The following is a 26,633-nucleotide window of genomic DNA, read 5'->3' on the forward strand; positions in this document are numbered from 1 at the left end:
CACACGTAGGCTGTCGAGGAAGAAACCGTTACGGGGACAGGATCGACCCCGCAACGATCTGTTTTACTGCGCCGGCGTCGGCAGGGCTGGAATTGCCTCGGTCGGCGCGGGGAGCTCAGGATTGGTCGGTGCAGGTGCAGGCGTTGGCGCCGCTTGTGGCTCAACCTGCGGGGCAAACGGAGCAGGCTCGGCAGGTGGGGCAAGCGGTTGCGATGCAGCAGGCGCCGCCGGTTCTTGCTTGGGCGCCTCGACGTTCTCTGCGGCAGGTTCGGCTTTAGGTTCCGGCACACCCAGGTCCGCCTTCGGCTTCTCAGGGATATGCTCGGCCTTCTTCACTTCCTGCGGCAGGAACACGTCCACCAGGGCGAAGTAACGATCATAGAACTTAGGCGCAGACACCGTCTCGCTGGCGACCTTGACCATCGAGTCATCGGTGGAGCCAATCGGCATCGACACCGACCCCAATACGCCCACGCCGAGGCTCGCTGAGTTATTGACCTTCTTCAGCGCATAGCGATCCTGCAAGGCATTGGCAAACATCGTCGAGTGCTTTTTACCTTTGCCGTCATCGGCACACACGACGTTGAAACTGATCTGCAGATGGGTTTCGCCGGTCTGCTGGAAGCTCTTGTTACCCACCACCAGTTTCGGATCGCTGCTGGTGATGATGTAGCCCTGGCTCAGCAAGGCACGACGAGCGGCTTCGCACGCCGCTACGTCGCTGACCGGGTAGTCCCTTGAAAACGTACCGGAGTCGTCGAAGTTCTCATGTTCATAGATAGCGGTCTTGGGTGACGAGCAGCCCGCGGCGCCCGCCAACACCAACGCCAACCCGAGGCTGCGCAAGTGAAATGATGTCGACATTGAAAATCCTGAGGAAAACGGTCTGGGCGGTATTGTGCAACAGAACGGGGGACTGGCGCGCGTATTCCTGTCGGTAAAACGTCACAGGTTGACTATTGGCTCTGAACGAACCCCAATAAAAAACCCCCGGCCTTTACAGGCCGGGGGCTGGGTGTTCAAACCGACATCAATATTTTTTGATGTCAGCCTTTGTTTCCAACTGCTTGCGGTAAGCGGCAAAGTCCTGCTGGCCGACACGGGAAGCGAGGAAGCGGCGGTACTGTGCCTTTTCTTCGTCCGTTGGCGCGGCGGCTTCGTTGACACCGTTCAAACGCACGATCACCAGGCTGCCATCAGCCAGGGTCACTGTAGTGAACGTTGGCTTGTCCTTGGCCGCAGGCTTCGGCATGCGGAACAGGGCTTGCAGCACGGCCGGATCGATCGCTTCCTGGCTACGGGTAGCCGCTTCGGTGACCTTCCACGCCTGACCATCAATCGGCTGGTTCAGCGGGGTCTTGCCCTCACGCAGGCTGGCGATCAGCTCGTCAGCATGGGTCTTGGCGGCCGCGCTGGCGCGCTCCTTGGTCATCTGCGCGCGAATTGCCGAGGCAACACTTTCCAGCGGCAATTGCGCTGGTTTGCGGTGCTCCTTGGCACGCAGCACGATGACGGTGTCCGGATCCAGCTCAATAGCGGTGCTGTTGGCACCTTCGTCCAGCACTTCCGGGCTGAACGCGGCGGTCACCACGGCACGGTTGGCGGCGACACCTTCGCCACCGTCGCGGCCGAAAGGCGCGGAGGTGTGCACGGTCAGCTTCAGATCGGACGCCGGCTGGGCCAGATCGGACGCTTCGAATGCCGCATCTTCCAATTGCTTGGTGGCTTCGACAAAGCGCTGTTCGACCTGCTGGGCCTTGAGCTCGCGGGTCAGCTTGTCTTTCAGGCTGGCGAACGTCGGGACTTCAGGTGCTTCGACGCCGAGCAGTTTGATCAGGTGCCAACCAAAGGTGGTGCGCACCGGCGCCGAGACCTGGTCTTTATTCAACGCGTACAGCGCGGCTTCAAAGTCCGGATCGTAGACGCCGGGGCCGGCAAATCCGAGGTCGCCGCCATTGTTGGCCGAACCCGGATCCTGAGAGAACTCCTTGGCCAGGGCTTCGAACTTCTCCCCCTTGGCCAGGCGCGCCTGGACTTCTTCGATCTTGGCTTTCGCCTGCGCGTCGGTCACCTTGTCGTTGACTTCAATCAGAATGTGCGCGGCACGACGCTGTTCAGCGAGGTTGGCGGTTTCTTTCTGATAGGCCGCCTGCAGCTCATCATCCTTGACGCTGACCTGGTCGAAGAACGACGACTTCTTCAATTCGAGGTAATCGATGACCACCTGGTCCGGCGTCATGAACTCTTTAGCGTGCTGGTCATAGTAGGCCTTGACCTCATCGTCGGTGAGCTTCACCGCCGCAGGGTCAGCCTTGATATTGACCGTGGCGAAATCGCGAGTCTGTTTTTCCAGGCGGGCAAAAGCCAGCACCTCGGCATCGGTCACAAAGCCACTGCCGGCGATACCTGCACGCACCTGGCCGATCAGCATTTCCTGAGTCAGCATCTGACGGAATTGCAGACGGCTGTAGCCCAGTTGGCGGATCACCTGATCGAAACGTTCCGGGCTGAACTTGCCGTCCACCTGGAATTCCGGCGTTTGCAGGATCACCTGGTCCAGCGCAGCTTCAGAGAAGCCAAACTTGGCGTCGGCGGCCCCTTGCAGCAGCAGCTTGCGGTCGATCAGGCCCTTGAGGGCCGCTTCGCGCAGCAGTTTTTCGTCCAGCAGCGACGCATCGAAATCCTTGCCCAACTGTTGCATCAGCTGGCGCCGTTGCATGTCGACGGCCTGGCTCAGTTCGGTCTGGGTGATTGCTTCACCGTTGACCTTGGCCACGTCCTGCTTGGTGTTGGTCGAAGCCTGGAAAATGGCTTCGATACCGGTGAACGCCATCAATGCGACGATGATCCCGATAATGGTCTTGGCAATCCAGCCTTGTGAATTGTCCCTGATATTTTGCAGCATGCGTCCCCCAGAAACGGTTGAACTTCAAAAATTGGCAACCGTGGAGCGTGGGTAGAGTCCGGATAGAAGAAAGGCGCATCCGAGGATGCGCCTTCTCGTAACTGGCGGAGCGGACGGGGGTCTGAACCCACACCCCCGGCTTGGCGACCCGATGGATAGTGGGTCGATTGCCGCTCCGCTGCCAGGCCAGACCTGCGTCGGACCCGGGTAGGTAAGGCTTGATCGAAGCTTAGTTAACGGCTTCTTTCAGGGCTTTACCGGCTTTGAAACCTGGTTTCTTGGCAGCAGCGATTTGCAGTGCTTTGCCAGTCTGTGGGTTGCGGCCAGTGCGAGCTGGGCGGTCAGTCACAGAGAACGTACCGAAGCCTACCAGTACCACGGAGTCGCCGGCCTTCAGAGCGCCAGTGACGGATTCGATTACTGCATCCAGCGCACGGCCAGCAGCAGCTTTCGGGATATCAGCGGATGCAGCGATAGCATCAATCAGTTCCGACTTGTTCACTCTAAGTCCCCTTATATATCTATTGAGTATGATTCTAAGTTTTTTGGTAAAAGCAAAAACCAGTGCTGAATGGCCTACAGACACTTAAGAGCCGCTTTATAACAAGGGCTCTAAAAAGCTGTCAAGGAAGCCCCCAGGCTCATTAATGCGTGCTAATTCTTTCCTTGGAATCAGACTCTCGTTTTTCGTCCTTAGCAACTATCTCCGGCGCCACGTCCGGCAAGGGCTCCGGCGCGTATTGCAGCGCAATTTGCAGGACTTCGTCAATCCATTTAACCGGTTTAATCTGAAGATCCTGCTTGATATTGTCAGGAATTTCCTTCAAGTCGCGAACATTCTCTTCAGGAATGATCACGGTCTTGATACCACCCCTGTGCGCGGCCAGCAGTTTCTCTTTGAGGCCGCCGATCGCCAATACCTGACCACGCAGGGTTATTTCCCCGGTCATCGCTACATCGGCGCGTACCGGGATGCCGGTCAATGCTGATACCAGTGCGGTGCACATGCCCACACCCGCGCTAGGACCATCCTTCGGGGTCGCCCCTTCCGGCATGTGGATATGGGTGTCGTGCTTCTCGTGGAAGTCCAGGGGGATCCCCAGGCTTCTCGCGCGGCTGCGCACCACGGTTTGCGCGGCGGTAATGGATTCGACCATCACGTCACCCAGGGAGCCGGTCTTGATCAACTGGCCCTTGCCTGGGATCACCGCGGCCTCGATGGTGAGCAGCTCGCCACCCACCTGGGTCCACGCCAGGCCAGTCACCTGCCCTACCTGATCCTGCTGCTCGGCCAGCCCGTATCGGAATTTGCGTACGCCGAGGAAGTGCTCCAGCGCATCGGCCGTCACCTTCACCGAGAAGCGTTTTTCCAGTGCGTGTTCCTTCACCGCCTTGCGGCACACCTTCGCAATCTGGCGCTCCAGCCCACGCACACCGGCCTCGCGGGTGTAGTAGCGGACCATGTCGCGGATCGCTTCGACGTCAAACTCGATTTCGCCCTTCTTAAGGCCGTTGGCCGCGATTTGCTTGGGCGCGAGGTACTTGACGGCGATGTTGATCTTCTCGTCTTCGGTGTAACCCGGCAGGCGAATCACTTCCATCCGATCCAGCAACGCCGGCGGAATATTCATGGAGTTGGAGGTGCACAGGAACATCACGTCGGAAAGGTCGTAATCGACTTCCAGGTAATGGTCGTTGAAATTGTGGTTCTGCTCGGGATCGAGCACTTCGAGCAACGCCGAAGCCGGATCGCCGCGCATGTCGCTGCCCATCTTGTCGATTTCATCGAGCAGGAACAGCGGGTTGCGTACGCCAACCTTGGTCATCTTTTGAATCAATCTTCCTGGCATCGAACCGATATACGTGCGGCGATGACCACGGATTTCCGCTTCATCACGCACACCGCCAAGGGCCATGCGCACGAATTTGCGGTTGGTGGCGTTGGCGATGGACTCGGCCAGGGATGTTTTACCCACGCCAGGCGGACCCACCAGGCAAAGCACCGGGCCGCGGATTTTCTTCACGCGTTTCTGTACGGCGAGGTATTCAAGGATGCGTTCCTTGACCTCCTCCAGGCCGTAGTGGTCGGCGTCGAGGATGTCCTCGGCGCGCGCAAGGTCCAGGCGCACTTTGGTCTGCGCCTTCCACGGCACCTGCACCAACCAGTCGATGTAAGAGCGAACCACGGTGGCTTCAGCCGACATCGGCGACATCTGCTTGAGCTTGTTCAGCTCAGCGGTGGCCTTGGTCAGAGCGTCCTTGGGCAAACCGGCGGCATCGATACGCTTTTTCAGCTCTTCGATTTCGTTATGGCCTTCCTCACCGTCGCCGAGCTCTTTCTGAATGGCCTTCATCTGCTCATTCAGGTAGTACTCGCGCTGGCTGCGCTCCATTTGTTTCTTTACACGGCCACGAATGCGCTTCTCGACCTGCAACAGGTCGATTTCAGCGTCCAGCAGGGCCAGTACATGCTCCACGCGGGCCGGCAGGTCGATGATTTCGAGGATGTCCTGCTTCTGTTCGATTTTCAGCGCCATATGCGCGGCCATCGTATCGACCAGGCGGCTCGGTTCATCAATGCTGTTGAGAGAAGACAGCACCTCAGCCGGGACTTTCTTGCCCAACTGCACATACTGCTCGAATTGCGAAAGCAGGCTGCGCACAAACACTTCGGACTCGCGCTCCGGGGCCTCGATCTCGTCGATCAACGCCACCTCGGCACGCAGGTGGCCATCCACCTCCATGAAGCGTTCCACGGCGCCGCGCTGCTCGCCTTCTACCAATACCTTGACGGTGCCATCCGGCAGTTTGAGCAATTGCAGCACAGTGGCAACGGTGCCGACGCGATACAGGGCGTCTTCGCCTGGATCATCATCAGCCGGATTCTTCTGGGCCAGCAGCAGGATCTGCTTATCGCCCGTCATCGCAGCCTCGAGGGCTTCGATAGACTTCTCGCGCCCCACGAACAGCGGGATAACCATGTGCGGATAGACGACGACATCACGCAACGGCAGGAGAGGCAATTCAATGGTGGTCTTCATGAGTTCGCCTCTATGACAGTTCAAAATTAAGCATGAAGCCAAGATGGGGGCTGCATGCAAAAAAAACAAGCTTATTGCCGGCAGTTAAGCGCAGTAAAACGTTAAAAACACAAAGGGGCCCCTGGCAGACTGTGTGAAAACACACTGACAGGCCTTAGACCAAACGCCCCGACTTGTTCGGGGCGTTTGTTTTTGTGCTGAAAAAGGCTCTTCAGCCCATCAGTTGCATCATTTTCTTGGCTCCCAAGACACTGATCGCCCGCTTGAAGTTGTACGCGGTCACGGCCAGGGCCATTTCAGCTTTCGTCCCTTCAAGTTGTCGTAGCAAGAACCGCCCGTTCCCAAATAGCCATTGTTTGAGATTGCCAAACGGGTGCTCCACGATGGATCTGCGTCGCTCCATCATCTCTGGATGCAGTTGCATCCGCTGTGCCATACGCTCAAAGGCTTCCTCTTGTGCGTGACGTGAGACATAGCGGCGCTGAGCCTTTGTACATTGGGCTTTCAGCGCACATCCAGCGCAGTCGCTGACTGCCGCCTGGTAGATCCGGTCGCCTTTGCAACGCTGCTTCAGGGTTAGCCATTGACCTGCCGGGCACTGGTATCGATCCTGTTCAGCGTCATAGGTAAAGTCCTGGCGCTCGAATAATGTCTCTCCGCCTGGGTTCGAAGTTCGGTTTGGCGGCACGTACACGGTAATGGAGGCATCCTCGCACGCCTGGAATTGCTGGCCATTTGAGTAGCCCATATCGGCTGTCACGGTCAGCGTGTCCTGCCCCAGTTCGGCCTTGGCAGCTTTAGCTATGGGTTCAAGCTGTTTGCGGTCGTCACCATCTTGCGTCACCTCATGGTGCAAAATCAGACAGTGCTCTGCGTCCACGGCTGTTTGCACGTTATAGGCAACACGAGCCCCCTTTGGCGTGCGCATCATTCGGGCATCGCTTTCGTGCGTGTTGAATTGCTCCAGCCCCATCGACTTCATCAAAGCTTGGCAACTACGGTTGTCTTGCTGCTTGGCCTCAAGCTTCGCCAGTGCCGCCTTGATCGCAGTGCGATCGACCACTTGCTCGCCCTCTGCTTTATCAACGGCATCCAGGTCAGCCAGGTATTGGGCGATCCGTTTATCCAGCTTCTCCTCCTGACGCTTGAGCTGATTCAAATTCAGGTGGCGTCGCGAGGAAGCGACTGCCTGAAACTTACTGCCATCGATCGCAACCAGATCGCCCGCAATCAAGCCGACGGATCGGCAGAACTGCACAAAAGCTCGGCACGTCGTAACGAACGCTACTTTGTTGTTCTTGCGAAAGTCGGCGATGGTCTTGAAGTCGGGTTTAAGCCGGTTGATCAACCACATCACTTCGATGTTGCGTTGGCACTCAGCTTCTAGGCGCCGCGACGATCGAATGCGCTGAAAATAGCCATAGAGATAGAGCTTGAGCTGATCGGCGGGGTCGTAAGCTGGGCGCCCAGTGGCCTTGGGCTGAGCCTTCTCAAAACCGAGCTGGCCCAGATCGAGCTTGGTGACATACAGGTCGATGACCCGTACGAGGTGATCTTCAGGGATCAGTTCCTCCAGCGAGACCGGGAACAGGCTGGTCTGGTTGCGGGACTCGCCTTGTATGTAGGCCATAACGAAAAATGCTCCGTATCTTTCGATACGGAGCATTCTCTTAAAGGGCCGGACAGATTGCTAGGTTTTCACACAGTCTGCTGGAGGCCCCTTTGTCTTTACGAATGCCGCGAAACGCTTACGCGTCTGGCGCAGCCTTGGCAGCCGGCTCACTGTTTTCGTAGATATACAGTGGCTTGGACTTACCTTCTATAACGCTTTCGTCGATCACCACTTTACTCACCTCGGACTGCGAGGGGATTTCATACATGGTGTCGAGCAGTACGCCTTCCAGGATCGAGCGCAAACCGCGCGCGCCGGTCTTACGCTCCAGTGCACGCTTGGCCACCGATTTGAGCGCGTCGGTACGGAACTCGAGGTCGACGCCTTCCATTTCGAACAGCTTGGCGTATTGCTTGGTCAGCGCGTTTTTCGGCTCGGTGAGGATCTGAATCAACGCAGCCTCATCCAGCTCGTCCAACGTGGCCAGGACCGGCAGACGGCCAACGAACTCAGGGATCAGACCGAACTTGACCAGATCGTCAGGCTCGACTTCACGCAGGGACTCGCCTACCTTCTTGCCTTCTTCCTTGCTGCGCACTTCCGCACTGAACCCGATACCACCACGGGTGGAACGGTTTTGAATAACCTTTTCCAGACCGGAGAACGCACCGCCACAGATAAACAGGATATTACGCGTATCAACCTGAAGGAATTCCTGCTGCGGGTGCTTGCGACCACCTTGCGGCGGTACGGAAGCCACCGTGCCTTCGATGAGTTTCAACAGCGCCTGCTGCACACCTTCACCAGAAACATCACGAGTGATGGACGGGTTGTCGGACTTGCGCGAGATCTTGTCGATTTCGTCGATGTAGACGATACCCATCTGGGCCTTCTCCACATCGTAGTCGCACTTCTGCAGCAGTTTCTGAATGATGTTCTCGACGTCCTCGCCCACATAGCCAGCCTCGGTGAGGGTGGTGGCGTCGGCGATGGTGAACGGAACATTAAGCAGGCGAGCGAGGGTCTCAGCAAGCAGGGTCTTACCCGAGCCTGTAGGACCGATCAGCAAGATGTTGCTCTTGCCGAGTTCGACTTCCTCACCTTTCTTGTCTCGCTGATTCAAGCGCTTGTAGTGGTTGTACACCGCTACGGCCAGAATCTTCTTCGCACGCTCTTGACCAATCACATACTGGTCAAGGATGCCGCTGATTTCTTTGGGCGAAGGCAATTTATGCGCGCTGCTCTCGGCCTGGGCTTCCTGCACCTCCTCGCGGATGATGTCATTGCACAGGTCGACGCACTCGTCGCAGATAAAGACCGAGGGGCCGGCAATCAATTTGCGTACTTCATGCTGGCTTTTGCCACAGAAGGAGCAATAGAGCAGCTTGCCGTTGTCCTCGCCGTTGCGGGTGTCAGTCATTCGTTCGATCCAAATCCGATAGGCTTGCAACACAAGATGAAGGCTTATGCGGGCTTTTTCAAGCCCGCCGATGATCGGACACGCCGATCAGCCTTATTTTGAGCGGCTTATATTATGCGGGGCGGTGGTCAATCACTGCGTCGATCAACCCGTATTCACGCGCCATTTCTGCACTCATGAAATTGTCGCGGTTGGTATCGCGCTCGATTTCTTCAAGGGTGCGTCCACTGTGCTTGGCCATCAGCGTGTTCAAGCGCTCGCGGATAAAAAGGATTTCCTTGGCGTGAATCTCGATGTCCGACGCCTGACCCTGGAAACCACCCAACGGCTGGTGAATCATTACACGGGAGTTCGGCAGGCAGAAACGCTTGCCGTGAGCGCCGGCGGTCAGCAGGAACGCACCCATGCTGCAGGCCTGACCAATACAGGTGGTCGATACGTTTGGCTTGATGAACTGCATGGTGTCGTAGATCGACATGCCCGCCGTCACCGAACCGCCCGGCGAGTTGATGTAAAGATGGATGTCCTTGTCCGGATTTTCCGCTTCAAGGAACAGCAGCTGCGCACAGATCAGGTTGGCCATGTAGTCCTCTACCGGACCAACCAGAAAGATCACTCGCTCCTTTAGCAGGCGCGAATAGATGTCATAGGCGCGTTCGCCACGAGCGGATTGCTCGACAACCATCGGGACCAGGCCGCCGGCGGCCTGGATATCAGAGTTCTGCTGAATATAGGAATTACGGAACATGCTCTGCAGTTACTCCCAAATAGTCATGTCTTGAAAACGCATAAGCCAGCGCGAGGCTGGCTTATGGTTGTATTTCCAACGAGTTGGACAATCAGTCGGCTTGTGCTGCTTCCGCCGGTTTGACTGCTTCTTCGTAAGAGACCGCTTTATCGGTCACCTTAGCCTTCTGCAGAACAGTATCCACAACTTGTTCTTCCAGCACAACCGAACGTACTTCGTTCAGTTGCTGGTCGTTCTTGTAGTACCAAGCCACGACCTGCTCAGGCTCCTGGTAGGCCGAAGCCATTTCCTGGATCATTTCGCGAACGCGATCTTCGTCAGGCTTGAGGTCGTACTGCTTGACCACTTCAGCCACGATCAGACCCAGCACAACGCGACGCTTGGCTTGCTCTTCGAACAGCTCGGCCGGCAGTTGATCAGGCTTGATGTTGCCACCGAACTGCTGAACCGCTTGAACGCGCAGGCGATCCACTTCGTTGGACAGCAGAGCCTTAGGCACTTCGATCGGATTGGCGGCCAGCAGACCGTCCATGACCTGGTTCTTCACCTTGGACTTGATGGCCTGGCGCAGCTCACGCTCCATGTTCTTGCGAACTTCGGCGCGGAAGCCTTCGATGCCGGTTTCCTTGATGCCGAATTGAGCGAAGAATTCCTCGTTCAGCTCTGGCAGCTTAGGCTCGGAAACGCTGTTGACGGTCACGGTGAACTCGGCGGCCTTACCGGCCAGGTCCAGGTTCTGATAGTCAGCCGGGAAGGTCAGGTTCAACACGCGCTCTTCGCCGGCTTTAGCGCCAACCAGGCCGTCTTCGAAACCAGGGATCATGCGGTTGGAACCCAGCACCAGCTGAGTGCCTTTGGCAGAGCCGCCAGCGAATACTTCGCCGTCAACCTTGCCAACGAAATCGATGTTCAGCTGGTCTTCGGTCTGGGCGGCACGCTCAACCACTTCGAAGCGCGTGTTCTGCTTGCGCAGGATTTCCAGCATGTTGTCCAGATCGGAGTCAGCCACTTCAGCGCTCAGGCGCTCAATAGCGATACCGTCGAAGCCGGCAACTTCGAACTCAGGGAACACTTCGAATACGGCAACGTATTCCAGGTCCTTGCCCGCTTCCAGGGACTTGGGCTCGATCGAAGGCGAGCCAGCCGGGTTCAGCTTTTGCTCGACCACGGCTTCATAAAAGGAAGCCTGGATCACGTCACCGACAGCTTCCTGACGCGCATCGGCACCAAAACGACGCTTGATTTCGCTCATCGGCACTTTGCCTGGACGGAAACCAGCGATCTTGGCCTTCTGGGCAGTCTGCTGCAGACGCTTGTTGACCGCAGTCTCGATACGCTCTGCCGGCACGGTGATGCTCAGGCGGCGCTCGAGAGCAGTAGTATTTTCAACAGAAACTTGCATGGATATTCCTCGTTGCACAGACGTTAGCCGGCCATTTCCGACCCCAATCAAGGGCATGCATTCTAGTGGGTCAAACTCAAGAAGTCACCCTACTGGAAATATGCTCGTAAACAGCCGGCAATTTATCGGTACGAGAGCACTGCTGCTCCTCGTCCCGCTGACAAATACAGCCGATCAAGCCAGGGCCCTGCGCCGCCTCCTTCTATATATAGAAGGCGTCACCACCATCCCCCCTGACGCGGCGACGCGGTAGCCGCGACTACCCAGCGTTCGAACCGCCAAAACCAAAAAAGGCGCCAGACTGTTAAATCTGGCGCCTTTCGAATATGGGGTGGACGAAGGGGATCGAACCCTCGACAACGGGAGTCACAATCCCGTGCTCTACCAACTGAGCTACGCCCACCATATTGCGTTAACAAAGAAACCAAACCACTTCTTTGTCGAGCCCTGCTCTCTCTTACGATTGAACAAAGCTGTGATTGGTGCGGATGAAGAGACTCGAACTCTTACGCCTCGCGGCGCTGGAACCTAAATCCAGTGTGTCTACCAATTCCACCACATCCGCGCTTGCAGCTCTTAAAGCAAAGGCGCCAGACCGTAAAATCTGGCGCCTTTCAAAATATGGGGTGGACGAAGGGGATCGAACCCTCGACAACGGGAGTCACAATCCCGTGCTCTACCAACTGAGCTACGCCCACCATATAGCGCTACTTGTGCCAAAGCTGCCTAATGGCGCACCCGGCAGGACTCGAACCTGCGACCATCCGCTTAGAAGGCGGATGCTCTATCCAGCTGAGCTACGGGCGCCTTATTAATCTGTACTCTTGGAGGATTACAAACTAAGTGCTTCCAGCCTTACAGAACAACTATTCTGCTCGACCTTCTTAACCAGTGCTAGGCTGTGCCCGACAAGTGCGACGAATAGTATAGAGGCCCCAGAAACCCGTCAAATCTTTTTTGAAAAAAATTCATTTTATTTAAGGGGTTAGGCCAATTTGCAGACCAAGCGCCTTTGCCCTCACGCCCTGGCATGCGAGAATGCGCGCACTTTTCTTCCCCCTCTCGATGGTTAATCACGCGTAATGACTGCACAACTTATCGACGGCAAATCAATCGCCGCCAGCCTGCGCCAGCAGATCGCCAAACGCGTCACCGAGCGTAGCAAGCAAGGCCTGCGCACGCCCGGGCTCGCGGTGATCCTGGTCGGCAGCGATCCTGCCTCTCAGGTATATGTCTCGCACAAGCGTAAAGACTGTGAAGAGGTCGGCTTTATTTCCAAGGCCTACGACCTGCCTGCCGAGACCACCCAGCAAGCCCTCACCGACCTGATCGACAGCCTCAACGATGACCCGGCGATCGACGGCGTGCTGCTGCAACTGCCGCTGCCGGCCCATCTGGACGCGTCCGGATTGCTTGAGCGCATTCGCCCGGACAAAGACGTCGACGGCTTCCACCCTTATAACGTCGGGCGCCTGGCCCAGCGCATCCCATTGCTGCGCCCCTGCACCCCTAAAGGCATCATGACGCTGCTGGAAAGCACGGGTGTCGACCTGTACGGTCTCGACGCCGTGGTAGTGGGCGCCTCCAACATCGTCGGTCGCCCGATGGCCATGGAACTGCTGCTCGCCGGCTGCACCGTGACCGTTACCCACCGCTTTACCAAGGACCTCGCCGGCCACGTCGGCCGCGCCGACCTGGTGGTGGTTGCCGCCGGCAAGCCGGGTCTGGTCAAAGGCGAGTGGATCAAGGAAGGCGCCATCGTTATCGATGTGGGTATCAACCGCCAGGACGACGGCAAGTTGGTCGGCGACGTGGTGTACGACACCGCCCTGCCCCGCGCCGGCTGGATCACGCCGGTGCCGGGCGGCGTCGGCCCGATGACCCGCGCGTGCCTGCTGGAGAACACCTTGTACGCCGCAGAAACCCTGCACGATTAATAACCGCTCGTACTGAAAAAGCCCCGCCTTATCGCGGGGCTTTTTTGTTTCCGGAATAAAACCTGTTTTTTCTTATTTTTGAAGTACTTTCGTCTGGTTATGGAAGAACATTCGACAGTTTCTGATCCATACTCCTAAAATGTAACGCCATTTATCAAAAACCCGTTTCCCGACGGTATTTCTTACTTTTTAGCGAGTTCATCCGCGTGAAAATTCGTCTATCCATCATCAGCCTGTTTTTTGCTTTCTCAGGCACGCTCGCACACGCCGCCGAAACCACCCTGGCGCCGCGCGATCCCTCCAAACTGCAAATCGCTTCCGGCAGCGCCATGCTGGTCGACCTGCAAACCAACAAAGTCATCTATGCCAGCAACCCCGACGTGGTGGTGCCCATTGCCTCCGTGAGCAAGCTGATGACCGGTTTGATCGTGCTCGAAGCCAAGCAGAACCTGGACGAGTACATCGACATCAACATCACCGACACCCCTGAAATGAAAGGCGTGTTCTCCCGCGTGAAAATCGGCAGCGAAATGCCGCGCAAGGAAATGCTGCTGATCGCGCTGATGTCTTCGGAAAACCGCGCCGCCGCCAGCCTGGCCCATCACTATCCGGGTGGCTATTCGGCATTTATCGCAGCGATGAATGCCAAGGCCAAGGCGCTCGGCATGACCAGCACGCACTACGTCGAACCCACCGGGCTGTCGATTCACAACGTGTCCACCGCCCGCGACCTGAGCAAACTGCTGGCCGCGGCGCGCAAATATCCGCTGCTGAGCCAGTTGAGCACCACCAAGGAAAAGACCGTGGCGTTCCACAAGCCCAACTACACCTTGGGTTTCTCCAATACCGACCACCTGATCAACCGCGCCAATTGGGATATCAAGCTGACCAAGACCGGATTCACCAACCAGGCCGGCCATTGTCTGGTGCTGGTGACCAGCATGGGTAACCGGCCGGTGTCTCTGGTGATCCTCGATGCGTTCGGAAAATTCACCCACTTCGCCGATGCCAGCCGCATTCGCAGTTGGGTCGAGACCGGCAAGGGCGGCGCGGTGCCGGACGTCGCGTTGCGCTACAAGGCCGACAAGAACCTGAAGAATCGTGGGAATGCCACTGAAGTGCGCCGCTGAACGACATTAAACAGTGACGCGGGAGGCGCAACGCCCCTCCCGCGTTTTCACCGATGTTTCGCCAACACTTTAAGCGCCTGCGCCGCCGCCTGCTCCTGCCCGGCCTGGGCGGTTGCATTGGCTGCCTCGCGCCAGCGCTGCGCATCCACATTGGCCGGCAATTGGCTCGCGCGCTGGGTGAGGATCGCCCAATGCCCGGCACTGGCCCATTTCGATTCAAAATCGCTGAAGCTCATCACCAGTCGCCGGTCCATGCCCGAACGCAATAGCACTGTGCTCTTCTGCTGATTAAAGCCCACTACCACCACATACCGCGCGTCGGACCACAGCCCGCCGCCAAGGCGCGCCATCACCGGGTAACCCGCCGCCACCTGCGCCAGCACGGCGGTCAGCCTGGCCTCCAGCGGATACACCATGAGCCCGTACTCGCGCGCCAGTTCCGGCATCGTGCGCTCAAGGTTGGCTTCGCTGCCCGGCAACTGCAGCGGTTTATCCAGCAGCCCCGGTGTCATCACAATGCCCTGTTGCGACAGCATGCTGGCTAACGCAGCAGGGCCGCTCTGATAAGCCTCGCTGCGAAAGGTCGGCACGCCATTGAGCTCGACGCGTTCGGGCAGGCCCGCCAATTTCGAAGGTTGCCCGGCACAGGCCGTGAGCCCCAGGGTGAAGGCCAGCAGCAGGGACGCTGTAAGGTTCGACCGTAACCGCACTTTTTTACTCTCTTGATCAGCCGTCGGTGAGGGGCCTGATCATAGCCCAATCACGTTTCCGTGGGGCCTGGATATAGCGAACCGGTTGGACGGACACGACCATTGGTCAATAGCAGGCAACCGCCCGTTGGCTAGACTGTCCATTGAGAAGACTGTGTGTGCCCCCTGCGGGGCGAAGGAGGCCCGAATGAGCCTTGCAACGACGATTTTTTTATTGATCTGCGGTTGGCTGGCAGTAGCCGGCGCCATGTTGTGGGGGGTGTTGCGCATCACCCGCCGGCACCATCACCCCCACGTCAAACCCGCCAAAGCGCATAAGTCAGTGGCGCGTCACGCCTAGCCAGGCATGCAATTGAAGTCCTGGGTCGCCGCGACTTCGTGACCGTGCGCATCCCTGAGGGATGCGCGCACGGTCATTCCCAGGCTGGACTCCACCAAGGTGTAGTGCTCGCCTGCCTTGAAGTGCTTGTACTCCACGCGTCCCTGGCAGTCCTGCTGGTTGTCGTCCCCAGGTTCGTCCTCGAACAACGTCACATCCAGCCGGTGGTCGCCCGGGGTAACCTCGAAGAAGCGCCCATCATCCACGCGCTTGCCATCCACGCGCTCGGCCAGCAGGTCATTGGGCGCTTCCTCTTTAAGGCCGATCCAGGCCTCGCTCGGGTCCGCCTTGGGCATCGGTCCGGCACAGGCCGATAACAGCAATACGGCGCTCAGGACAGGGAGTAACAAAAAGGGTTTGAGTGACATGGCAACGCTCCTCGGGTCGATCATTCGATGGGCGACAAGCTTGGAGAGCTGCTACGGCTGGAACAAATGAAAGCCTATGAAACGATCTTCAGCTGTTACCTAAATGTTCCTTCACCTGGCTGAAAGGTGCGTGTTAGGTGGGTCGGGCAAGACTGCCGGGGTTTGCAATCCTGCTCTGTTGGAGATCCACGCATGCTCGGGCTGGTAAAGACCGCACTGCACAAGCCGTACACGTTTATCGTGCTGGCCATATTCATCTGCATCATCGGGCCAATGGCGGCCCTGCGCACACCCACCGATGTGTTCCCCGATATCGGCATTCCGGTGGTCGCCGTCGTCTGGCAATACAACGGCCTGTCGCCGGACGCCATGGCCGGTCGGGTGATCTATACCTACGAACGCTCCCTGAGCACCACCGTCAACGACATCGAACACATCGAGTCGCAATCCCTGCCCGGCATGGGCATCGTCAAAATTTTCTTCCAGCCCGGCGTCGATATCCGCACCGCCAACGCCCAAGTGACCGCCGTGTCACAAACCGTGCTCAAGCAAATGCCACCCGGCATTACGCCGCCGCTGATCCTCAACTACAGCGCGTCCACGGTGCCGATCCTGCAGATGGCGTTCTCCAGCCCGACGCTGTCGGAAGCCAAAATTCGCGACCTGGTGCAGAACAATATCCGCCTGCCCCTCAGTGCCCTGCCCGGCCTGGCGATGCCTACGCCGATGGGCGGCAAGCAACGCCAGATCACCCTCGACCTCGATCCTCAGGCCCTGGCTGCCAAAGGCCTGTCGGCCCAGGACGTGGGCACGGCGCTGGCCCTGCAGAACCAGATCATTCCGGTGGGCACCGCCAAACTCGGTTCGAATGAATACACGGTCCTGCTCAACAACAGCCCCAAGGCCATCGATGAGCTGAACAACCTGCCGATCAAGACCGTCGACGGCGCGCGGATTACCATCGGCCAGGTCGCCCATGTGCGCGACGGTTCGCCGCCGCAGACCAATATCGTGCGCGTCGACGGCCATCGCGCGGTGCTGATGCCGGCATTGAAAAACGGCAGCATCTCAACCCTGTCGATCATCGACGGCATCCGCCAGATGCTGCCGCGCATCAACGAAACCCTGCCGCCGTCGCTGAAGACCTCGCTGCTGGGTGACGCCTCGGTGTTCGTCAAGCAATCGGTGGGCAGCGTGGCGCAGGAAGGCATTATTGCCGCGCTGCTGACCAGCGCGATGATCCTGCTGTTCCTCGGCAGTTGGCGCTCCACAATCATCATCGCGGCATCGATTCCCCTGGCGGTGCTGGCGGCCATCGCGCTGCTGGCGGCCAGCGGGCAAACCCTCAACGTCATGACCCTGGGCGGGCTGGCGCTGGCAGTGGGGATCCTGGTGGATGACGCCACGGTGACCATCGAAAACATCAACTGGCACCTGGAACAAGGCAAGGCGGTGAGGACCGCGATTCTCGACGGCGCCGCGCAGATCGTCGGCCCGGCGTTCGTCTCTCTGCTGTGCATCTGCATCGTGTTCGTGCCGATGTTTCTGCTGCAAGGCATCGCCGGTTATCTGTTCCGGCCGATGGCGCTGGCGGTGATCTTCGCCATGGCCAGCTCCTTCGTCCTGTCGCGCACCCTGGTGCCGACACTGGCCATGTTTCTGCTCAAGCCGCACACCCCGGAGCAAGGCGCGGGGCACCATCCCGAAGACGAATTCATCAACCATCATGAAGGCGAGCAACACCCGAAACCACGCAATGCCGCGCTGCAAGCGGTGCTGAATTTCCAGCAGGGTTTCGAGCGCCACTTCTCGAATATCCGCGACACCTATCACGGTCTGCTGACGCTGGCCCTGGGCAACCGCAGGGTCTTTATCCCAGGGTTTCTTGCCTGCGTGCTGGCCTCCTTCCTGCTGCTGCCCAGCCTGGGCCAGGACTTTTTCCCGGCCACCGATGCCGGCGCACTGGCCCTGCACGTACGCCTGCCGCTGGGCACGCGCATCGAAGAAAGCGCCGCAGCCTTCGACCGTATCGAAGCGCGCATTCGCGAAGTCATCCCGGCCCAGGAGCTGGACACCATTGTCGACAATATCGGCATGCCGCTGAGCGGCATCGACATGGCCTACAGCAGCAGCGGCACCATCGGCCCGCAGGATGGCGATATCCAGGTCACCTTGAAAGCGCACCACGCCCCCACCGCCGACTACGTGAAAAAACTGCGTGAAGCCTTGCCGCAAAGCTTCCCCGGCAGCCACTTTGCGTTCCTGCCGGCGGACATCAGCAGCCAGATCCTCAACTTCGGCGCGCCGGCGCCGCTGGATGTGAAAATCTCCGGGCGCAGCGATGCAGAAAACCGCGCCTATGCCGTCGAGCTGGAACGCCGCCTGCAGCACGTGCCGGGCATCGCCGATCTGCGTATCCAGCAATCCACCGGCTACCCTTCGCTGCAGGTGAATGTCGACCGCCTGCGCGCCAACGGCCTGGGCATTACCGAGCGCGACGTGACCAACAGCATGGTCGCGTCACTGGCGGGCAGCTCGCAGATTGCGCCGACCTTCTGGCTCAACCCGGCCAATGGGGTGTCCTACTCCATCGTTGCCGCCACCCCGCAATATCGCCTGGACAGCCTGCCGTCGCTGGAAGCCTTGCCGGTCACCGGCGCGAACGGCCAGTCGCAGATCCTCGGCGGCGTGGCAACCATCTCCCGCGTGCAAAGCCCGGCGGTGGTGACCCACTACAACATCGAGCCGACCCTGGACCTGTACGCCAATGTGCAAGGTCGCGATCTCGGTGGTGTGGCGCGGGACGTGCAAAAGGTGCTCGACGACACCGCGGCCATGCGCCCCAAAGGCGCGACGATCAGCCTGCATGGGCAGATCGATGCGCTGCATGAAGCCTTCAGCGGCTTGAGTTTTGGTCTGCTGGGCGCGGTGGTGCTGATCTATCTCCTGATCGTGGTCAACTTCCAGTCGTGGGTCGACCCGTTTGTGATCATCACCGCGCTGCCGGCGGCGCTGGCGGGGATCGTGTGGATGCTATTTCTCAGCGGTACCTCATTGTCGGTACCGGCGTTGACCGGCGCGATCCTGTGCATGGGCGTGGCCACCGCCAACTCGATCCTGGTGGTGAGCTTCTGCCGGGAACGCCTGGCCGAACACGGCGATGCTTTGAAAGCTGCATTGGAAGCGGGCTACACGCGCTTTCGCCCGGTGTGCATGACCGCCCTGGCGATGATCATCGGCATGCTGCCCCTGGCTCTGTCCGAGGAACAGAACGCGCCGCTGGGTCGCGCCGTCATCGGCGGTTTGATCCTCGCTACCACTGCCACCCTGTTGTTTGTACCCGTGGTCTTCAGCCTGGTCCACGGTCGTCACCCTACTCGCGTCACTGCTGGAGAAACGCCCCATGTCGTCTGATCACAAACCCTCGCGCAAGCGCCTGATGCTCCTGGGTGTCGGCGGCCTGACCCTGGCCGCCGTGTTAGTTGCCAACGGCCTGCATGCCCGCACGCTGCACGAACAATCGGTCACCGCCTGGACCGAGACCGCCGCCATCCCTCAGGTGAGAGTGTTCCAACCCAAGCAGAACGTGGCCGGCGACACCTTGCGCCTGCCGGCGCATCTGGAAGCCTGGAGCAAGGCGCCGATTCACGCTCGGGTCAGCGGTTATCTGAAGGACTGGAAAGTCGACATCGGCAGCCAGGTCAAGGCCGGGCAAGTCCTCGCGGAAATCGACAGCCCCGATCTCGACCAGCAATTGGCACAGACCCATGCACGCCTGGTGCAGGAGCAGGCCAATGCGCGCCTGGCCGGCACCACCGCTACACGCTGGCAAAACCTGCTGGCCAGCCATTCGGTATCGCGCCAGGAGGCGGATGAAAAAACTTCCAATGCCGCTGCCGCCAAGGCCAACGCCGAGGCCGCCGCTGCCGACTATGCCCGGCTGTCGGCGCTGGAAAGCTTCAAGACCCTCCGCGCGCCGTTTGCCGGCACCATCACCGCGCGCAACACCGATATCGGCCAGTTGATCAAAGCCGACACCGACAGCGCTCCGGAACTGTTCAACATTGCCGACACCCACCAGTTGCGCCTTTATGTACCGGTGCCGCAGAACTACGCAGCGGTCATCCATCCGGGCCTGGAAGCCGAGCTGAGCGTGCCCGAGCACCCCGGCGAGCACTTCAAGGCGCGCCTGATCGGCGATTCCACTGCCATCGACCGACGGTCAGGCACCCTGCTCGCCCAATTCGCGGTCGACAACCCCAGCGGCGAATTGCTGCCGGGTGACTATGCCGAAGCGACTCTGCCGATTCCGGCCGACACCCACGGCGTGAGCATCCCGGCCAGCGCCCTGATCTTCCGTGCCCAGGGCACTCAGGTCGCAGTGCTGGATGCGCAGAATCATATCCACCTGCAAGCCATCCATATCGGCCTCGACCTGGGCGAACGCCTGGTGATCGACCAAGGCTTGAAACCCGCCGACCGCATCGTCGACAACCCGCCCGATGCGCTGCGCGAAGGTGATCCCGTGCAACTCGCCGATGCCTCCGGAGGTGCGCATGCGCATAAGGCTTAAACCGCTCGCCGCATTGACGCTGCTGGTCTTGCAGGGTTGCTCGATGGCGCCGACCTACAAGGTGCCGGCGATCGACCTGCCGGCCAACTACCGCGAACAGACCAGCGATGGACCCTGGCACAGCGCCCAGCCCTCCGACCAACTGGCGCCCCAATGGTGGAAGCTCTACAACGATTCGCGCCTGAATGACCTGCAACAGCGGCTGCTCAAGGCCAACCCGGACCTGGCGGCGGCGCTGGCGCACTTTGATGCTTCCCAGGCGTATGCCAGCCAACTGCACGCAGGCCTGTTCCCGCAGATCACCGCCAGCGCGCAACCTCTGCGCCAGCGGCAATCGGATTCGCGACCGTTGCGGGGGGATACGCAACCGTCGGTGTACAACAGCAACATCGCGGGTTTTTCCTTGAGCTACGACCTCGACCTGTGGGGCAAAATTCGCAATCAGGTCGCGGCCGGCGATGCCCAGGCGCAAGCGTCCGGGGATGACCTGGCGGTGGCGCGCCTGAGTTTGCAGCGTCAGCTGGCGACCTTGTACGTGCAGCTCAATGGGCTGGATGCACAGAGCCGGATTCTCACTGGCTCGCTGGATGATTTCAGCCAGGCATTGCAACTGACCCGCAGTCGCTACGAGGGCCAGATAGCCTCGGAGCTGGACCTGACCCGTGCGCAAAATCAACTGGCGCAGGCCAGGGCGCAATTGGACGAGGTACGCGGCCAACGCAACCTCACTGAGCACGCCATCGGCGAGTTGGTAGGTGTGGCAGCCAGTGACTTTACCTTGCCGCCCGACCAGCAACTGATCGCCCTGCCGGGAATTCCGTCGCAGTTGCCAAGCCACCTGTTGCAACGTCGCCCGGATATTGCAGCGGCAGAGCGACGGGTGTTTGCGGCCAACGCAAATATCGGCGTGGCCAAGGCGGCGTGGTATCCGGACTTCAGCTTGACCGGGTTGATTGGCGGGCAGACGCAGGGCGTCGGCAATCTGCTGTCGGCGGGCAATCGGTATTGGGCACTGGGCCCGTTGGTGAACCTGCCGATCTTCGACGGTGGCCGCTTGAGCGCCAATGAACGCCAGGCTAAGGCCGAGTTTGAAGAGGCGTCGGCGCAGTACCGCAGCCAGGTGCTGAAGGCCGTGCGCGAGGTGGAAGATAACCTGGCGCAACTGCGGGATTTGCAGCAGGAAGCGCAGGATGAACAAGCGGCGGCGGATGCGGCGCAGCATACGCAATCGCTGGCGATGAACAGCTATCAAGCGGGTGCGGTGAGTTACCTGGATGTGGTGACCGCGCAGACGGCGGCGTTGCAGGCGCAGCGGACATTGCAGGCGGTGCAGACGCGGCAGTTGCAGGCCAGTGTAGGACTCATGACCGCACTCGGCGGCGGCTGGCAACCTGGCGCCTGACATCACCCCAGGCACAGTGATAGCAGTGGAACAGCCAGTTTATCCGTAGCTGAGCCACCGCAATCGGGGGCAAGCCCCCTCCCACACGGGTCCTGCGTCAGACACATAATGTATAAGCGCCGCTGAGCCAATGTGGGAGGGGGCTTGCCCCCGATTGCGGTGATTCAGTCAATCATCACTGACTGATCCACCGCATATTTCAGCCCTCTGGCCGACTATTAAGAAAAACACTCACCACTATGTAATCACTACCATTGGCATGCCGATACAGGGTACTGCTGTGATAGTCGGATACATCCCCCGACACCGAAACCGTAATCGAACGGCTCTCGACATCAACTTTTACCGCCCCGTCACGCGTAACTAGAAACGGATTGGCATCTTTCAATAAAGCCAATATTTCACTATCGGTTCCCAAACGGCACAGTGGCCCCTCCGCGATCATCCTTGACGCCATAGATCGAAGCGTCATCACTGATCGGCACGCGGAGTACAACCTCCGTCAATTGCGGACGGCCCGGCGAAAGCAGCCAATCACCAGCGATATACACCAAGCAAAGCGCCAGCAAGATCGTTGTGACCGTTGAATAAAGCGACTTTCTCGTAGTTCCTGAACCTGGCATACCTGATTCCTTTCTTGATCCAATATTGGTCCACTGGATCGTCACCGAAAGGCGCATCCCCCCACCAACGACCAAACTCGGGTTTATCCGTACCCGCCCTGGTTTGAGCAAGTCCCGCTGCACGTAAAAGCACTTCTTCGCTGAAACCCGCGGCAATCCCCACGGCGACATAGTGAAAGTTTCCAAACGCTTCATATTCTTTGGAAATTTGCTTGTAGTCCCACGGGCCGCGATTGCGGACCTGAGTATAAAACCAAGAGTACATAAACGCTGAACCGGCTTTCAGTACATTCTTTTTATGAAAAGCGGTGGCCATATTTTCGTCAACCGATACACCAGGCGGGGGCATAGGGTTCGCCATTGCATGCTTCCTCTGCATTAGGTTTTTGAGCGGCAGAACCTAACACCGGATAGCCAAGATGATGAGCGAGGAGAAGAGCAAAAGAGGATTCGTACGAAGGAGTAAGGCATGCCTTACACCACAGCCTCAAAGCAAGATACTTCCAAGTGCAATGAGGTTGCGGCAGCGTCAGTTCTGGCCTCATCGGGGGCAAGCCCCCTCCCACACTGATCCTGCGTCAGACACATAATGTATAAGCGCCGCTGAGCCAATGTGGGAGGGGGCTTGCTCCCGATGGCGGCCCTCCAGACACATCCTGCCAAAAGCCTGCCGCTCAACCTCCTGCTCTCCAATCTAGCCTCTCTAAGCACATCTAAAGAGGGCCAGGGAATGGCAGATCTACCCGCTTCACACCGCCTGCGCATCGGCCGCTTCAGCGAGCAAGGCCGCATCTACCTCATCACCACCAACACTCACGAACGCACACCGCTATTCAGCCATTTCCACCTCGGTCGCCTGGTGGTCTGGCAATTTCGGTTAGCCCAGTACCAAGGGCTGGCCAACTCTCTGGCATGGGTGATCATGCCGGACCATTTTCATTGGCTGATCGAGCTACGCAAAGGCTCGCTGGCGGACCTGATGCGGCAGGTGAAGTCCAAGAGCACGCGATCCGTCAATGGTGTGAGTGGTCGCAAGGGCCGGCTGTGGCAGCAGAGCTTTCATGACCGGGCCCTGCGCGAGGAAGATGATTTGGTGAAAATGGCTCGGTATGTGGTGGCTAATCCATTGCGTGCGGGTTTGGTCGAACGGATTGGCGACTACCCACTCTGGGATGCCATCTGGGTTTAACGTCAAACACCGCCCAAATGTGGGAGGGAGCAAGCGCCCTCCCATATTGTTAATCACACGTTCAGGCGGCGAGTGCAGCAGAGGCCGCCACCATCGCACGCAACAACACCGCACACCCCGCCGCCAGGTCATCCGGCGCGGCGTTTTCGATTTCGTTGTGGCTGATGCCGCCTTCACACGGCACAAAGATCATGCCCGCCGGCCCCAACTCCGCGACGAAGATTGCGTCGTGCCCCGCCCCGCTGACGATGTCCATGTTCGACAGACCCAGGCCGTTCGCCGCGTTACGCACCGCCTCGACGCAGCCTTTGTCGAAGTACAACGGCGGGAAATCGGCGGTGGGTTCCATCTCGAAACTCAATCCGTGTTTGGCACAGGTGTCTTCGATCACTTGGCGCACCTGGGCAATCATCGAATCCAAGCGCGCCGGTTCCAGGTGCCGGAAGTCCAGGGTCATGCGCACTTCGCCGGGGATGACGTTGCGTGAGCCCGGATAGGCCTGCAGGCAACCGACCGTGCCGCAGGCGTGGGGTTGATGCCCCAGCGCCGCCGTATTCACCGCTGCCACGACCGCCGCCGCGCCGACCAGGGCGTCCTTGCGCAGGTGCATCGGCGTCGGCCCGGCATGGGCTTCGACGCCACGCAGTTTCAGGTCGAACCACTTTTGCCCCAACGCGCCGAGCACCACGCCAATGGTTTTTTTCTCATCCTCCAGAATTGGCCCTTGTTCGATATGCGCCTCGAAATACGCACCGACCCTATGCCCACTTTCAGGCCGGGTTCCCGCGTAGCCAATTGCATTCAACGCATCGCCCACGCTGACCCCGTCCGCATCGACCTTGGCCAGGGTATCGGCGAGGGTGAATTTCTCGGCGAACACCCCGGAGCCCATCATGCACGGCGGAAAACGCGAGCCCTCCTCGTTGGTCCACACCACCACTTCCAGGGGGGCCTCGGTTTCGATTTTGAGGTCGTTCAGCGTACGCAGCACTTCCACGCCGGCCAGCACACCGAAGCAGCCATCGAACTTGCCGCCGGTGGGCTGGGTATCAATGTGGCTGCCGGTCATCACCGGCGGCAGGTCGGGGTTGCGCCCGGCGCGGCGGGCAAAAATGTTGCCGATGCCGTCGACGCTCACCGTACAGCCAGCCTCTTCACACCACTGCACGAACAGATCGCGAGCCTTGCGATCGAGGTCGGTAAGGGCCAGCCGACACACGCCGCCCTTGGGCGTGGCACCGAGTTTTGCCAGGTCCATCAGCGACTGCCACAAGCGGTCGCGGTTGATGTGCGGGTGGCTCGATTGCAGAACGTCGAGGGCAGCGTTCATGGGGGTCTCCTCAGGCTTGTATTTCTTATGAATTGACAACGATCGGGCTGGCTGCGCGCCTGGCGTTCAGGCCGTAATACAACAGCCCGCCCAACGCCGAACCGGTAAACCAGCCGTAACTGTAAAACCAGCTGAACGCATCGCTGCCCAGGGACAGCAAGGTCAGCACCACCGGCACACCAAAGGCGATAAACCCGCTCCAGTTCCACGCCGGGTAGACGTCGTCGCGGTACAGGCCGGCCAGGTCCAGCTGCTGCCTGCGGGTGATGAAGTAGTCCACCACCATGATTCCGGCGATCGGCCCCAACAGGCTCGAATAGCCCAGCAGCCAATTGGAATACACCGTCTCCAGGCTCACATCCGAGACAATCAGGCCGAGTTTCTTGAGCAGTTCATGCGCCATCAGCGCCAGCCCCACCAGGCCGGTGAGGATCACTGCGGTGGTGCGGTTGATCAGCTTGGGCGCGATGTTCTGGAAGTCGTTGGTGGGCGAGACAATATTGGCCGCCGTGTTGGTGGAGAGCGTGGCGATGATGATCAGCGCCATCGCGACGGCCACCCATACCGGGCTTTGGATATGGCCGATGAGGGTGACGGGGTCGGACACGCTCACACCCACCAGTTTTACCGAGGCGGCGGTCATGATCACGCCGAGGGCGGCGAACAGAAACATGGTCAGCGGCAGGCCGAAAATCTGCCCGAGGATCTGGTCCTTCTGGCTCCTGGCGTAGCGGCTGAAGTCGGGAATGTTCAGCGACAAGGTGGCCCAGAAACCGACCATGGCGGTCAGGCCCGCCATGAAATAACCGGTGAGGCTCGCGCCTTCGGGCCGCTTGGGCGGGATCGCCATCAGCTCGCTGATCGACACATTCGGCATCGCCCACACCAGCAGACCGATGCCCACCGCCACCAGCAAGGGTGCCGACAAGGTTTCCAGGCGCTTGATCGACTCGGCGCCGCGCAGCACGACCCACAAATTCAGGCACCAGAAAATCATGAACCCGATCACCTCGCCGGTGCCGCCCAGGGACTTCCAGCCTTCGAAAATCGAGCCCAAAAACAGGTGGATCGCCAGCCCGCCGAACATCGTCTGGATGCCGAACCAGCCGCACGCCACCAGGGCGCGAATCAGGCACGGCACGTTGGAACCGAGAATACCGAACGAGGAGCGCAGCAGCACCGGAAACGGAATACCGTACTTCGTGCCGGGAAACGCGTTGAGGGTCAGCGGCAGCAACACCACGATATTGGCCAGCAGAATCGCAATCAGCGCCTCCCCCACCGACAAGCCGAAATACGCGGTAAGCACACCGCCCAGCGTATAGGTGGGCACACAGATCGACATGCCGACCCACAGCGCGGTGATATGCCATTTGTTCCAGGTTCGTTCATGCACCTTGGTCGGTGCCATGTCGTGGTTGTAGCGAGGGCTGTCGAGGACGTCGGGGCCGGCGTCGAGTTCGTACAGGCCGTTGCGCTCAATGACTTGCGATCTGTTCTGTTGCATGGCCGCTCCACGGTTTTTTCGAATTATTGTTGCTCACCCCCTGCAACGCAGGAGATGGCCGGAGTACCTCATAAACAACATGACATCACAGGCCCGGCCAGCCGCCACTGCACTCAATATTCGTGCCGTTAACCGCCGCCATGCCCTCACCGCTTATATAACTTGCTGATGTTAATCAACTTTCAGATTGAATCCGGGTTACTTGTTGCTGGGTTCAGCCGGGGCATTAAGCAAGTTGCCTGAACCGGTCGGACTCAATCTGGTGCAACACAATTATTTTCATTTTTCACTCCCGTCAAGCGACATATCTCAAGCACCTGATTTGCAATAAGAAATGTTGCTCAATTTGCAAACCTG

At 59.2% G+C, this 26,633-nt stretch carries 19 protein-coding genes, 4 tRNA genes and 1 pseudogene; 7 read left to right on the forward strand and 17 right to left on the reverse strand.

What is annotated here, in order from left to right; all coding sequences use genetic code 11:
- Positions 1–63 precede the first annotated feature (63 nt).
- From QRN10_RS10685 to QRN10_RS10740, 12 genes are all read right to left on the reverse strand, one after another.
- Complete coding sequence (locus QRN10_RS10685) at positions 64–864, reverse strand: DUF2242 domain-containing protein (RefSeq protein WP_181080979.1); 801 nt, start codon at positions 862–864, stop codon at positions 64–66.
- A gap of 166 nt (positions 865–1,030) precedes the next feature.
- Entirely contained in the window at positions 1,031–2,905 is a 1,875-nt protein-coding gene (locus QRN10_RS10690; protein WP_253508347.1) for a SurA N-terminal domain-containing protein, read from the reverse strand.
- Positions 2,906–3,134: 229 nt separating this feature from the next.
- Complete coding sequence (locus QRN10_RS10695; protein WP_221034285.1) at positions 3,135–3,422, reverse strand: HU family DNA-binding protein; 288 nt, start codon at positions 3,420–3,422, stop codon at positions 3,135–3,137.
- 127 nt (positions 3,423–3,549) lie between these two features.
- Positions 3,550–5,946, reverse strand: coding sequence for an endopeptidase La (lon, locus tag QRN10_RS10700; RefSeq protein WP_181080981.1), 2,397 nt, complete (start codon positions 5,944–5,946; stop codon positions 3,550–3,552).
- 211 nt (positions 5,947–6,157) lie between these two features.
- Positions 6,158–7,576, reverse strand: coding sequence for an IS1182-like element ISPfl3 family transposase (locus QRN10_RS10705; RefSeq protein ID WP_285428379.1), 1,419 nt, complete (start codon positions 7,574–7,576; stop codon positions 6,158–6,160).
- 118 nt (positions 7,577–7,694) lie between these two features.
- A complete protein-coding gene (gene clpX, locus QRN10_RS10710) occupies positions 7,695–8,978 on the reverse strand; it encodes an ATP-dependent Clp protease ATP-binding subunit ClpX (protein ID WP_034098852.1) in 1,284 nt (427 codons plus the stop codon).
- Between the two features lie 112 nt (positions 8,979–9,090).
- Positions 9,091–9,726: an ATP-dependent Clp endopeptidase proteolytic subunit ClpP gene (gene clpP, locus QRN10_RS10715; RefSeq protein WP_181081753.1), complete on the reverse strand. Its 636-nt coding sequence runs from the start codon at positions 9,724–9,726 to the stop codon at positions 9,091–9,093.
- A gap of 91 nt (positions 9,727–9,817) precedes the next feature.
- Positions 9,818–11,128, reverse strand: a complete 1,311-nt coding sequence (tig, locus tag QRN10_RS10720; RefSeq protein WP_181081752.1) for a trigger factor — start codon at positions 11,126–11,128, stop codon at positions 9,818–9,820.
- 327 nt (positions 11,129–11,455) lie between these two features.
- Positions 11,456–11,531: transfer RNA gene (locus QRN10_RS10725), tRNA-His, on the reverse strand.
- 77 nt (positions 11,532–11,608) lie between these two features.
- Positions 11,609–11,693, reverse strand: a tRNA-Leu gene (locus QRN10_RS10730).
- A gap of 57 nt (positions 11,694–11,750) precedes the next feature.
- A tRNA-His gene (locus tag QRN10_RS10735) sits at positions 11,751–11,826 on the reverse strand.
- Positions 11,827–11,858: 32 nt separating this feature from the next.
- Positions 11,859–11,935 (reverse strand) — tRNA-Arg (locus tag QRN10_RS10740).
- Between the two features lie 275 nt (positions 11,936–12,210).
- Here QRN10_RS10740 and folD point away from each other — a divergent pair.
- Both folD and pbpG read left to right on the forward strand, forming a co-directional pair.
- A complete protein-coding gene (gene folD / locus QRN10_RS10745; RefSeq protein ID WP_285428380.1) occupies positions 12,211–13,065 on the forward strand; it encodes a bifunctional methylenetetrahydrofolate dehydrogenase/methenyltetrahydrofolate cyclohydrolase FolD in 855 nt (284 codons plus the stop codon).
- Positions 13,066–13,271: 206 nt separating this feature from the next.
- Complete coding sequence (pbpG, locus tag QRN10_RS10750; RefSeq protein WP_253508353.1) at positions 13,272–14,195, forward strand: D-alanyl-D-alanine endopeptidase; 924 nt, start codon at positions 13,272–13,274, stop codon at positions 14,193–14,195.
- Between the two features lie 47 nt (positions 14,196–14,242).
- Here the strand turns inward: pbpG and QRN10_RS10755 are convergent, their stop codons facing one another.
- Positions 14,243–14,905 carry a peptidase C39 family protein gene (locus tag QRN10_RS10755; protein ID WP_285428381.1) on the reverse strand — a complete coding sequence of 221 codons (663 nt, stop codon included), beginning with the start codon at positions 14,903–14,905 and terminating at the stop codon, positions 14,243–14,245.
- A 187-nt stretch (positions 14,906–15,092) separates the two neighbouring features.
- Here QRN10_RS10755 and QRN10_RS10760 point away from each other — a divergent pair, with 187 nt between their 5' ends.
- A complete protein-coding gene (locus QRN10_RS10760) occupies positions 15,093–15,245 on the forward strand; it encodes a hypothetical protein (protein ID WP_181081748.1) in 153 nt (50 codons plus the stop codon).
- Here QRN10_RS10760 and QRN10_RS10765 read toward each other — a convergent pair.
- Positions 15,242–15,652 carry a PA0061/PA0062 family lipoprotein gene (locus QRN10_RS10765; protein WP_285428382.1) on the reverse strand — a complete coding sequence of 137 codons (411 nt, stop codon included), beginning with the start codon at positions 15,650–15,652 and terminating at the stop codon, positions 15,242–15,244. The genes QRN10_RS10760 and QRN10_RS10765 overlap by 4 nt on opposite strands.
- 192 nt (positions 15,653–15,844) lie before the next feature.
- On the opposite strand from QRN10_RS10765, the gene QRN10_RS10770 reads away from it, so the two are divergent.
- From QRN10_RS10770 to QRN10_RS10780, 3 genes are read left to right on the forward strand one after another with little or no spacing between them, the layout of a single operon-like run.
- Positions 15,845–19,066, forward strand: coding sequence for an efflux RND transporter permease subunit (locus QRN10_RS10770; RefSeq protein ID WP_285428383.1), 3,222 nt, complete (start codon positions 15,845–15,847; stop codon positions 19,064–19,066).
- Positions 19,056–20,225: an efflux RND transporter periplasmic adaptor subunit gene (locus QRN10_RS10775; RefSeq protein ID WP_285428384.1), complete on the forward strand. Its 1,170-nt coding sequence runs from the start codon at positions 19,056–19,058 to the stop codon at positions 20,223–20,225. Before QRN10_RS10770 ends, QRN10_RS10775 begins: the two co-directional genes overlap by 11 nt.
- Positions 20,209–21,627 (forward strand): efflux transporter outer membrane subunit, encoded by a 1,419-nt coding sequence (locus tag QRN10_RS10780; protein ID WP_181081744.1) that lies wholly within the window; start codon positions 20,209–20,211, stop codon positions 21,625–21,627. The genes QRN10_RS10775 and QRN10_RS10780 overlap by 17 nt, the downstream gene beginning before the upstream one ends.
- Positions 21,628–22,230: 603 nt before the next feature.
- On the opposite strand, the pseudogene QRN10_RS10785 reads toward QRN10_RS10780, so the two are convergent.
- Positions 22,231–22,566, reverse strand: a pseudogene (locus tag QRN10_RS10785) (polymorphic toxin type 44 domain-containing protein); the annotation flags it as partial.
- Between the two features lie 414 nt (positions 22,567–22,980).
- Here QRN10_RS10785 and QRN10_RS10790 point away from each other — a divergent pair.
- A complete protein-coding gene (locus tag QRN10_RS10790; protein ID WP_253508363.1) occupies positions 22,981–23,439 on the forward strand; it encodes an REP-associated tyrosine transposase in 459 nt (152 codons plus the stop codon).
- Positions 23,440–23,500: 61 nt separating this feature from the next.
- Here QRN10_RS10790 and QRN10_RS10795 read toward each other — a convergent pair whose 3' ends face one another.
- A complete protein-coding gene (locus tag QRN10_RS10795) occupies positions 23,501–24,769 on the reverse strand; it encodes a Zn-dependent hydrolase (protein WP_285428386.1) in 1,269 nt (422 codons plus the stop codon).
- 25 nt (positions 24,770–24,794) lie between these two features.
- On the reverse strand, positions 24,795–26,276 hold the full coding sequence (locus QRN10_RS10800) for an NCS1 family nucleobase:cation symporter-1 (RefSeq protein ID WP_181081740.1): 1,482 nt from the start codon (positions 26,274–26,276) through the stop codon (positions 24,795–24,797).
- Positions 26,277–26,633: the final 357 nt, after the last annotated feature.

Source organism: Pseudomonas sp. lyk4-R2A-8 (assembly GCF_030209095.1).
Classification (GTDB): domain Bacteria; phylum Pseudomonadota; class Gammaproteobacteria; order Pseudomonadales; family Pseudomonadaceae; genus Aquipseudomonas; species Aquipseudomonas quebecensis.

What these genes read in the sequence shown, in the direction of transcription:
- QRN10_RS10765 (WP_285428382.1), bottom strand. Translation starts at nt 15,652, where the DNA reads ATGTCACTCAAACCCTTTTTGTTACTCCCTGTCCTGAGCGCCGTATTG.
- folD (WP_285428380.1), top strand. Translation starts at nt 12,211, where the DNA reads ATGACTGCACAACTTATCGACGGCAAATCAATCGCCGCCAGCCTGCGC.
- QRN10_RS10800 (WP_181081740.1), bottom strand. Translation starts at nt 26,276, where the DNA reads ATGCAACAGAACAGATCGCAAGTCATTGAGCGCAACGGCCTGTACGAA.
- lon (WP_181080981.1), bottom strand. Translation starts at nt 5,946, where the DNA reads ATGAAGACCACCATTGAATTGCCTCTCCTGCCGTTGCGTGATGTCGTC.
- clpX (WP_034098852.1), bottom strand. Translation starts at nt 8,978, where the DNA reads ATGACTGACACCCGCAACGGCGAGGACAACGGCAAGCTGCTCTATTGC.
- QRN10_RS10685 (WP_181080979.1), bottom strand. Translation starts at nt 864, where the DNA reads ATGTCGACATCATTTCACTTGCGCAGCCTCGGGTTGGCGTTGGTGTTG.
- QRN10_RS10705 (WP_285428379.1), bottom strand. Translation starts at nt 7,576, where the DNA reads ATGGCCTACATACAAGGCGAGTCCCGCAACCAGACCAGCCTGTTCCCG.
- tig (WP_181081752.1), bottom strand. Translation starts at nt 11,128, where the DNA reads ATGCAAGTTTCTGTTGAAAATACTACTGCTCTCGAGCGCCGCCTGAGC.
- QRN10_RS10790 (WP_253508363.1), top strand. Translation starts at nt 22,981, where the DNA reads ATGGCAGATCTACCCGCTTCACACCGCCTGCGCATCGGCCGCTTCAGC.
- clpP (WP_181081753.1), bottom strand. Translation starts at nt 9,726, where the DNA reads ATGTTCCGTAATTCCTATATTCAGCAGAACTCTGATATCCAGGCCGCC.
- QRN10_RS10775 (WP_285428384.1), top strand. Translation starts at nt 19,056, where the DNA reads ATGTCGTCTGATCACAAACCCTCGCGCAAGCGCCTGATGCTCCTGGGT.
- QRN10_RS10795 (WP_285428386.1), bottom strand. Translation starts at nt 24,769, where the DNA reads ATGAACGCTGCCCTCGACGTTCTGCAATCGAGCCACCCGCACATCAAC.
- QRN10_RS10770 (WP_285428383.1), top strand. Translation starts at nt 15,845, where the DNA reads ATGCTCGGGCTGGTAAAGACCGCACTGCACAAGCCGTACACGTTTATC.
- QRN10_RS10760 (WP_181081748.1), top strand. Translation starts at nt 15,093, where the DNA reads ATGAGCCTTGCAACGACGATTTTTTTATTGATCTGCGGTTGGCTGGCA.
- QRN10_RS10690 (WP_253508347.1), bottom strand. Translation starts at nt 2,905, where the DNA reads ATGCTGCAAAATATCAGGGACAATTCACAAGGCTGGATTGCCAAGACC.
- QRN10_RS10780 (WP_181081744.1), top strand. Translation starts at nt 20,209, where the DNA reads ATGCGCATAAGGCTTAAACCGCTCGCCGCATTGACGCTGCTGGTCTTG.